The sequence below is a fragment of the Streptococcus mitis genome (assembly GCF_003942965.1).
Lineage (GTDB): Bacteria > Bacillota > Bacilli > Lactobacillales > Streptococcaceae > Streptococcus > Streptococcus mitis_BH.
The window spans coordinates 1-9,900 of record NZ_RJOG01000038.1 but is presented as its reverse complement, the minus strand read 5'-3'; the positions used below and the strand labels follow the sequence as shown (position 1 = coordinate 9,900).

General features: G+C 38.4%; 2 protein-coding genes. Both read right to left on the bottom strand.

Going from position 1 to position 9,900, the window contains the following annotated elements; genetic code table 11:
* Window positions 1–142: 142 nt before the first annotated feature.
* Window positions 143–901 (bottom strand): class I SAM-dependent methyltransferase, encoded by a 759-nt coding sequence (locus D8837_RS08700; RefSeq protein WP_125456808.1) that lies wholly within the window; start codon window positions 899–901, stop codon window positions 143–145.
* 453 nt (window positions 902–1,354) lie between these two features.
* Entirely contained in the window at window positions 1,355–9,877 is an 8,523-nt protein-coding gene (locus tag D8837_RS08695; RefSeq protein ID WP_125456807.1) for a YSIRK-type signal peptide-containing protein, read from the bottom strand.
* Between the last annotated feature and the right edge of the window lie 23 nt (window positions 9,878–9,900).

Below are 9,900 nucleotides of genomic sequence, written 5' to 3'. Positions count from 1 at the left end.
GGTAATTCCTTCCTTTGGATAATTTTCAATTGTTGCAATGTAATCTTTTAAATTCATCTTTTTCTTTCTTTCAAAGTTTTTACTCTCTATTATAGCATATTTTTTAAGAAAGAAAAAAGGAAAAGTTAACATCAATGATTATCTAACGATTTGACGATTTATAACTAGCCATCGCAATAAAGCCCAGTTTCTGTTTATTCTTAGCAAACATTTTATACATAGTTAAAAACTGCTTTCTATTCTCCTTTTTACAAGCATTTACGCAAATTTTCAAAGTTCCTAGCCAACCTTCGTCATAAATCATACCTGATAATTTCATTAATGTCATTTCACCAGTCAATACTTTCACATCACGATAACCTGATTCTATCATCACCTGTTCCCAACCATCTTGAGTTAAAGGACCTACATTTACATGAATTGCTTGTGACAATTCCTGTCTGACAGACTCTTTAGCTTCCTTAAGAAGCACATCATGTGTCAAAAGAAGACCTCCAGGTTTTAAAACTCTTAGATATTCCATTACACATTTTTTCTTAGCTTGATCGGCTTGCATAGTCAGCATAGCTTCATTTATAACAATATCAAAACTAGCATCTTCATAAAGAAGTTTCATTGCATTTGCTCTTTCAAACCTAATCAAATGACCAACACCTGCCGTTTCAGCAGATTTTTTAGCCACTTCTAAGGCTTGTTCATCCATATCAACAGCAGTTATCTTACAACCAAAACGCTGTGCCAACTCAATTGCTGTAGTTCCCCTATTACACGCAACCTCTAGTATTCTCTTTTCTTTTGAAAATCCTCCTTCTGCAATTAACCAATCTGTGGCACGTTTTCCACCTGGACGTAAGCGTTTTTTCCCCAATTTTGCTAAAAACTTATGACCTGCTTCTGACATTTGAACACCTCTGTTTTTTCTTCATTATAACATAAAATGATATTGTCTGACAATTCTAATCTATTATTTAATGAACTAGAATCAAAAACATATAAGCTACCATGACTAGATCAAAAATCTATTAATCACCTCTCTAATTCAAATTCAACTCCTCTCATCATTTACACATTTAGGTTACGGCTATTTTTTGTACTTTGGAATTGCTCTCATCTTCATCAGCTATACGAATCTTCATCTTTCTGTTCGTAAAGCCACGATTTCGCTATTCCTTCCTCTGCCAACTCTTATTTCCAGCGTCAGACTTGAGAGTCGCTAACAGCTTTACTAGTAGATGATAACCACAATCCAGATGTAGGGTATGCTCGTTATACAGCAAAAAGCTGATGAATCATTCGATTCATCAGCTTTAGGGATGATATGTTCATTACAAACAAATCATATTAACTAGAAAGATCAGTCTTCTTTCTTCTTACGAGCTACAAGACCAAATCCGCTCAATACTCCGAGAAGTCCAAGTGCTGCAAGGCTAGCACTGTCTTCTGTACCAGTATTTGGCAATTCGCGCTTAGCTTCAGCTTCTCCCATTGCTGTTGCTTGTACTGGTTTTTGAGATTGGATCTTACGGTAAACATTATGAACATTACCTTTAGCATCTGTTTCTGTACGAACTAACTCATAACCTTCTAATGGCTTACCTGGATGTGATCCATTTTCATCCGGAATAATCAATTCACCATTTTCATCTACATAAGTTGTTAATACTTTTTCTGTAACTGGCGTTGGTGTTGGATTATATGGACTTACTGGCGGAGTTGATTTCTTCACTTTCTTGTAGATACGTTTGATTGTACCATCAGGAAGATGCTCTTCACCTACATACTCATACTCAGGAATATCCAAGATTGGTGACAACATATCGAATTCAAATCCTGGAATGATATTTCCTTCAGTGTCACGTGCAATAATTCTTGGTTTTTCAACTGATGGAGTTGGTGCTGGAGTTGTTACTTTTTCGTATACGTGCTCCACATCACCATTTGGAAGTTTCTTAGTTTCTACGAAACGATAACCTGGGATATCTTTCTTATCTTTTGTTCCTTCTTCTACTGGATATCCTGGAATGATGTTTCCATCTTTATCTTTGAAGAATGTTTGAACTGGTGCGTAAGTGTGAACTGTATCTCCTTTTCGACTAGTTGTTGTACTTACTAGTTTGTAACCTGGAATGTTCTTAGGTTCTTTTGTTCCTTCTTCAATTTCAGTTCCTGGAATTGGGTGACCAGCTTGATCTACGTATCTTGTCGTTACTTTTTCGTATACATATTCTGTATCACCATTTGGAAGTTTCTTAGTTTCTACGAAACGATAACCTGGGATATCTTTCTTATCTTTTGTTCCTTCTTCTGTTGTTGTTCCTGGGATTGGGTTTCCTTTTCTATCTACGTGTTTAGTTGTTACTGGTTCGTAGATATGTTTCGTATTCCCTTTTTCATCCGTTTCAGTCTTAACAAGTTTGTATCCTGAGATTTTTTCTGATGGGTTTTTACCATCTTTAGATGGGATAATTTCAGTTTCTTTACCGTCTTTTCCTACTACTACAAATTTAGTATCAGGACGAACTGTTGGTGTGTAAGAAGCTTTGATTGTCTTACCATTTTTATCTTTGCGTACAACTTCTACTGGAGTAGCTTTTCCTACGAAGTTTGGTTCTGGAGTGAATGTTACTTTACCGTCTTTATCGATTGTGTAAGTTCCTTCTCCTGGTACTTCTTTAGTTGTTGATCCATCTTTAAATGTTGGAGCTACTGTAGTGTCTACATCACCTTTGAATACTGGAGTATTAGATTGAGGTTGTCCTTTAGCACCTTCAGATACTACGTTTTCTGTAGTTGTTTTACCTAATACTGTTGGTGTGTATTTAGCTGTTACTGGTGTTCCGTTTTCGTCAACACGTTTAACTGTTACACCTTTAGCTTTTCCTACGAAGTCTTTTTCTGGAGTGAACGTTACTTTACCATTCTTATCGATGGTGTAAGTCCCTTCTCCTGGTACTACTACTTTACCATCTTTATCAGCACCTTCAAGAGTTGGAGCTACTGTTTCATCGATTGGTAATGTTACAGTTTTACCGTTTACTTTAGTAGTTCCAGCTGTGAATACTGGAGTTTCTGATTGAGGTTGTCCTTTTTCACCGATTGATGTTACGTCTTTACCTGTTGGAGTTACTGGTAATACTACTGGAGTGTATTTAGCTGTTACTGGTGTTCCGTTTTTGTCAACACGTTTAACAGTTACACCTGTCGCTTGACCAGTAAAGTCTTTATTTGGAGTGAATGTTACAGTTCCGTCTGGAGCTACTGTGTAAGTTCCTTCTCCTGGCACTTCTTTCGTAGTTGAACCATCCTCGAATGTAGCTGGTTTAGTATTATCAAGTTCTACAGTTTTTTCTACACCGTTAACTGTTGTTTTACCTGCTGTGAATTCTGGTTTACCAGTTTGTTTAGCTCCTTGAACATCAGTTGTTGTTACACCTTCTGCAGTTGGTGTTACTGGTTTAACTGTTGGTGTGTATTTAGCTGTTACTTCTGTACCATTTTTGTCAGTACGTTTAACTGTTACACCACTAGCTTTACCTGTGAAGTCTTTTTCTGGAGTGAATGTTACAGTTCCGTCTGGAGCTACTGTGTAAGTTCCTTCTCCTGGAACTGTTACAGAATCTACTGATTCTCCTGTTTTCGGATCTACTAATTTAGCTGGTTCATCAGATAATTCTACAGTTACATCTTTACCGTTAACTGTTGTTTTACCTGGTGTGAATACTGGAGTTCCAGTTTGTTTAGCACCTTGTACATCTTCAGATACTACGTCATCTGATTTTGGTGTTACTGGTTTAACTGTTGGTATGTATTTAGCTGTAGCTGGAGTTCCGTTTGTATCTTTACGTTGAACTTCAACACCTTGTGCTTTACCTGTGAAGTTTGGTTCTGGTTTGAATGTTACTTCACCAGTTTCTGGGTTGATTGTGTATGTTCCTTCTCCTGGTACTTCTACTGAAGTTTCATCAGTTGGTTCACCAGTTTCTGGATCGATTAGTTTAGCTGGTACAGTTGGATCGATTGGAGCTTTAGTGTTTCCTTCAGTAAATGTAGGAGTTCCGCTTTGCTCTTGACCTTGTGCACCTTCAGAAGTTGTTCCTTTCGCAGTTGGTTTAACAGGCGTGATATTTGGAGTGTAAGTTGTTGTTACAGCTGTTCCATTTGTATCTTTCGCTTGAACTNTTACTGGTTTAACTTCTCCTGAGTAAGTTTTATCTGTTGGAGTGAATACTGCAACTGGATCTTTACCAGGTTCTGTTGTAAGAGTATATTTACCAATTACATTTCCTTTTGGATCTTTAGCTGGTACTTCTGTAGCTGGTTGTCCTTTTTCATCAAGTAGTGTGTAAGTTGTTGGATCGATTGCTACTACTTCTTCAGTTTTAGCTTTAGTCATTGGGTCTTCAACTTCAACTACCCCACCTTTGAATTTAACTAGTTGGCTTTGAGTTTGACCTTGAATATCTGAAGTTACTGATGGTTCTGCAGTTGGTTTCACCCCGATTACTACCGCTGAGTATTTACCAAGTGCTGGAGTACCATTTTTGTCAACACGTTTAACTGTTAATTCAGTACCTTTACCTTTGAAGTTTTTATCTGGAGTGAATCTTACAGTTCCATCTTCTGCAACTGTGTAAGTTCCTTCTCCGTCAATTGTTACAGTTGTTACTTCTTGACCTGTCTTAGGATCAATTAGTTTCGCTGGTACATTATTATCGATTTCAACAGTTTTTTCAACACCGTCAATCGTTACTTTACCACCGATGAAGTTTGGTTTACCACTTTGTTCTTTACCTTGAACACCTGCAGTTTCAACTTCTGTTCCTTCTGGAGATGCTGGGTGTACAACAGCTGTGTATTCTGCAGTTACTGGTGTTCCGTTTTGGTCTTTACGAACAACTGTCATTGTTGTTCCTTTACCTTTGAATTGTGGGTCTGGAGTGAAGTGTACTGTTCCATCTGGATCTACTGTGTATGTTCCTTCTCCTGGAATTGTCTTAGTTGTAGTTCCATCTTCAAATGTTGCTGGTACTTTATCGTCCATTGGTACTTCTACTTCTTTACCGTCGATTGTAGTTTTACCAGGTTTGAATTCTGGTTTACCACTTTGAGGTGCACCTTGAATATCTTCAGTGAATGTATTAACACCTACTGGAGTCACTGGTTTAACTGTTGGAGTGTAAGTAGCAGTTGTTGGAGTTCCATTCGCATCTTTAGCTTGAACTGTTGCTGGTACTGGAGTACCTACGAAGTCTTTGTTAGGTGTGAATGTCACTTTACCTGTTTCTGGATCGATTGTGTATGTACCAACTGTGTTTCCTTTAGCGTCTTTCGCTGGAATTGTTGTTTCATCAGTTGGTTGTCCAGTAGCTGGATCGATTAATTTAGCTGGTTGTTCAGCATCAATCTTCATAGGAACTTTAGAGTTACCTGGTGTGAATGTTGGAGTTCCTTCTTGAGGCTGTCCTTGTGCACCTTCAGTAGATTTTGGAGTTCCTGTAGGCTCAACTGGAGTGATGTTTGGAGTGTAAGTTGTTGTTACTGGAGTTCCATTTGTGTCTTTGGCTTGGATAGTAACTGGTTCAACTTCTCCTGCATATGTTTTATCAGTTGGTGTAAATACCGCAGTTGCTTTACCGTCTACAATTTTAAGTGTGTAAGTACCGATAACATCTCCTGCTGGGTTTTTAGCTGGAACTGATTCCGCTGGTTGTCCACTTTCATCCAATAGTTTGTATGAAGTAGTGTCGATTGGCACTTCTTTTTCAACACCATTAACTGTTGCTTTACCAGGTTTGAAGGTTACTTCTTTAGATTGTTCAACACCTTGTACATCAGTTGTTTCAGCTGGTGAAGCAGTTGGTGTGACACCTACGATAGATGGAGTGTAAGTTGTTGAAACTTTTGTTCCATTTTCGTCTTCTGCTTGAACCTTAGCTGGCTGTACTTTACCTTTGTATTCTTTGTTAGTTGGTGTGAATGTTACTTTGTTAGTAGCTGGATCAATTGTGTATTCCCCTACTTTGTTTCCTTCTGGATCTAAAGCGTCTACTGGAGTACCTGGTGCTACTGGATTACCTGAAGCATCAAGTAGAACCGCTGAGTTAGCTTTGATTGGAACTGATTTTTTCTCACCTTCGATTGTTGTTTCACCTTTAGTGAATGATACTGTTCCATCTTGTGGCTGTCCTTGGATACCTGAAGATTCCGCTGGTGTTGCTGTTGGTGTGACACCTACGATATGTGGAGTGTAAGTAGTGTTTACCTTAGTTCCGTTTTTATCTTCTGCTTGTACTTTAGCTGGTGTTACTTTACCAGTGTAAGTTTTATCAGTTGGTGTGAATGTTACTTCACCTGTCGCTGGGTCGATTGAGTAAGTACCTACTGGAGTGACTCCATCTTCAGCGTATGCTGGAGTTGTTTGTCCAGGTTGAACTTCATTTCCTTCTTTATCTAGAAGCTTGTGAGAGTTTTCTTTAATTGGTACTTCTGCATTTCCTGCTGTGAATGTAGGAGTTCCTTTTTGAGTCTCACCTTGTACACCTGCTGAGTCTGTAGGTTTAGCTGTTGGTTCTACAGCTGTTACTGTTGGAGTGTATTTTGTAGTAGCTGTTGCAGTTACAGGTTGGCCATCTTTATCTTGACCTACTGGTGCTGTTAATGTTACGTCAACACCTGAAGCAGTTCCTTTGAATGTTGGAAGTGGTTGGAATGTTACTTCACCAGTCGTAGGATTGATTGTATAAGTTCCTTCTCCATCTACTGTTACAGAGTCAACTTTAGCTCCTGTTTTTGGATCTACTAATTTAGCTGGATAAGTAGAATTTGGTGTTACTGGTGTAGCTGAATCACCTTCGGTTTTAAATGTTGGTGTTTTCTTCTGTTCTTTACCTTGTACATCTGTTGATTCTTCTGGATCTGCAGTGATTTCTTTCGGAGTTACTGTTGGAATGTATACAGCATCCATAGTTTTAGTTGTACCTGCTGAGTGAGTACCATCATTGATGTTTTCAAGTCCATTTTGGTTTGTTAATGCAGTCCATCCTGTTGATTGACCATTTGAGTCTACAGCACGTAATACGATACCATCCGCTTTTCCTACGAAGTTAGCTTCTGGAGTGAAAGTAATCTTGTCATCTGTTACCGTATAAGTACCTTGACCTGCTTTAGTGTAAGTTTTTGTTAATGTTCCATCTGGATTAACGATCATTACACCTTCAGATTGAACTTTCTTAGTAGTTTCTGCACTAATCACGTTACTTTGTTCAGTGTAGTGAATTTTACCGTATGAGTTAAAGGTAGTTTTACCATTGTTAGAACCTAAGTCAGATGCATCGTCACCTGATGGACGTGTTCTGAACTCGATACCAACTGATTGAGTTTCACCTTGTTTACCAGTAGTTTCTTCTTTATCTCCACGTGGTGGGTGCGCTACTTGGATTTGGTTATCTTCAACTTCCCCAGAGTATGCAATTCCATTTGATCTTTCTACTTGAGCTTCATCTTTTGCGATACGAACACGGAAGTTTACTACATCTTTACTAGTGTCGATTACTTGAGTATTCTTAAACGTTAATTCTACAATTTGGTTGTTTCCATTAACTTGTACGATATCTGATTGTTCACCTTCGTCAAATTTACCATTTCCGTTAAAGTCGATAAATCCACGCACATAAGCTGGTGCAACTGTATCTGTGTACTTGTCATTACCATTTGCTGAAGCGTAAAGTTTTACTTTATAAGTATTATCTGGTCCTTGGATGAATTTAACCTCTGGTTGTCCTGTATCTACGTTAGTGTGTACATGTTCTTCTGAAATTAATTGATCAACACCTTCATCTCCAGTTTCTGTAGCATCATCAGAACCTATTCCACGTACACGAGTACCTGGTGCAGAGTCGATATCAGCTTTAACTTTACCTAAGTATGGTTGTTGAATTTGTTTCTTCTGTTTAGTTAAGTAGTCTACAGTTTCTGTTCTTAAGAAGTGTTCAGCTAAACCATATGATTCTGGAAGATCTCCAAAGTCAGAGAACTTGATACCAATCATAGAAGATTGTTGTCCAGAAGACATGATGTATAGTCCTACTTCTGTTACGTTTGCTGTAGATAATACTGGAGTTCCTGCTCCACCATTGTTACGATATCCACCAAATACTTGTGAACCAAGACCTGCAGTAGTAGCATCAGGAGTTGCAAATTTCCCGCCGTTTAAGGCATTAACAAATTTTTCATCTTGCCATTTAAGGATAGCAGTTTTACCACCATTAAGATCTTTAAACTGATCAAGTGGAACATACGCATTTTTATTTGTTTTATAACCAACAATTGCAGCTAAGTCCCATGGAGTACCATTAGTTGTGTAAATTTCAGACTCAAGAGGGCCAATATCTTCCCCAGAAGTCATAACAATACCTGGTTTTACAGGCTTACCATTATAAGTTGCTGTTACATCAAATTTAACCCCAGCAGCTTGACCGTTTTTCGGTTGACCTTGAGGGTTAGTTCCTGCGATTGTTGTTTTTGATGTACCAGTTGATAATCCCGCATTATTAACGTGTGTATAACCGTTTTGAGGATTTGCACCTAATCCTGTTGCACCTTGTTCTGGGTTGAATTTATTTTCTTTATCTGGTTGATAAGTATTTTCTAAATCCGTTCCTGCTACACGATTTTTGAATATTTCTGTTGACTCAAACGGCTTTAATTCTTTAACTTTCATAGTAACAATATAACCAGGAATCAATTCTTTTGTATATGTAGAACCAATTTGTAGATGGCCATGCTCTGTTAATCCAGTCCAAGCATTTGTATCCGCAAAGTCTAACCATTGAATTTGGTCATTTAAGTCTTTGATTTCTTTTAAGTTATTTTCTTTCGTTTTAACTTTGATATCTGATAATGAAGAATATCCATGATCTTCTAACCATTTTTTACCTGTTTCGGTCGAAGCATCTTTAAGCGCTGTTGTTTGAGCCTCTGCCAAGTTTACTGCAAACTTACCATCACGGCCGATTCCTGCGTTTTTCAATTCATTGTAAACTGCAAGGATTGATTCATTGAGGCGTTCCAATTGTGCATCTACTTGCTCTTTTGTAACACTCTTATCAGCTAGAAGAGCTTTAGTTTCAGTTAGAACCGCTTGGTTTTTAGCCACTGCTGCTGTAACTGCTGCCTTGTTTTCTTCTTTGACATCTGCCTTAGCAAGTTCAGTCTCAGCCAATTTGTTGGTTACTTCAGCTTCTGACGATACTTGTGTCAGAGTTGTTGTAGCTACTGAAAGAGCTTTTTCAACTGGAGTAGCAGTTTTTTCTGCTTCAGCTTTTGCAACTTCTTTTTCAGCTGCTTGTTTCTTATCGAAACCAGCAGTATTTGACTCAGTTACAACTGTGCTCAAAGCTGATACAGTTGCTGCTTGTGCATCTACATCGGCTTGGCTAGCTTCAGCCTTAGCAAGAGCTACTTTGGCTGTTGCCAACACTTCCTTAGCTGAGCTTACTACTGTAGCGTCCGCATATTTAGCAGTTGAAAGTTTAGACTCCAAAGTAGCAATACTTGCTTCAAGGATGGCCTTGTTTACTTCCTTAGCTTCTTCTACTTTCACTTCAGGTTTAACTTCTGCAGCTTTTGTAGTTTCAGGTTTTACAGTTTCTACTGTTTCAGCTTTAGGCTCGGCCTTTTCCTTCTCTTTATCATCTTGACTAGGAGCAGGTGTTGAAATAGCTGTTTCAGCTGATTGTACTTCAGTCGCTGATACTGCACCGTTACCTAGGAACATCAAACCAGCCGCAATCGCTACTGATGCCGCTCCAAAGCTATACTTACGAATACCGTAACGAATGTACTTCTCCGTTCGAAAATCTTGTTGTTTGCCTTGCATGAGACTCACAACCTCCTTATAAT

Bases quoted from the DNA above. Each gene is read 5' to 3' on its own strand.
- D8837_RS08700 (WP_125456808.1), bottom strand. From the start codon at position 901: ATGTCAGAAGCAGGTCATAAGTTTTTAGCAAAATTGGGGAAAAAACGC.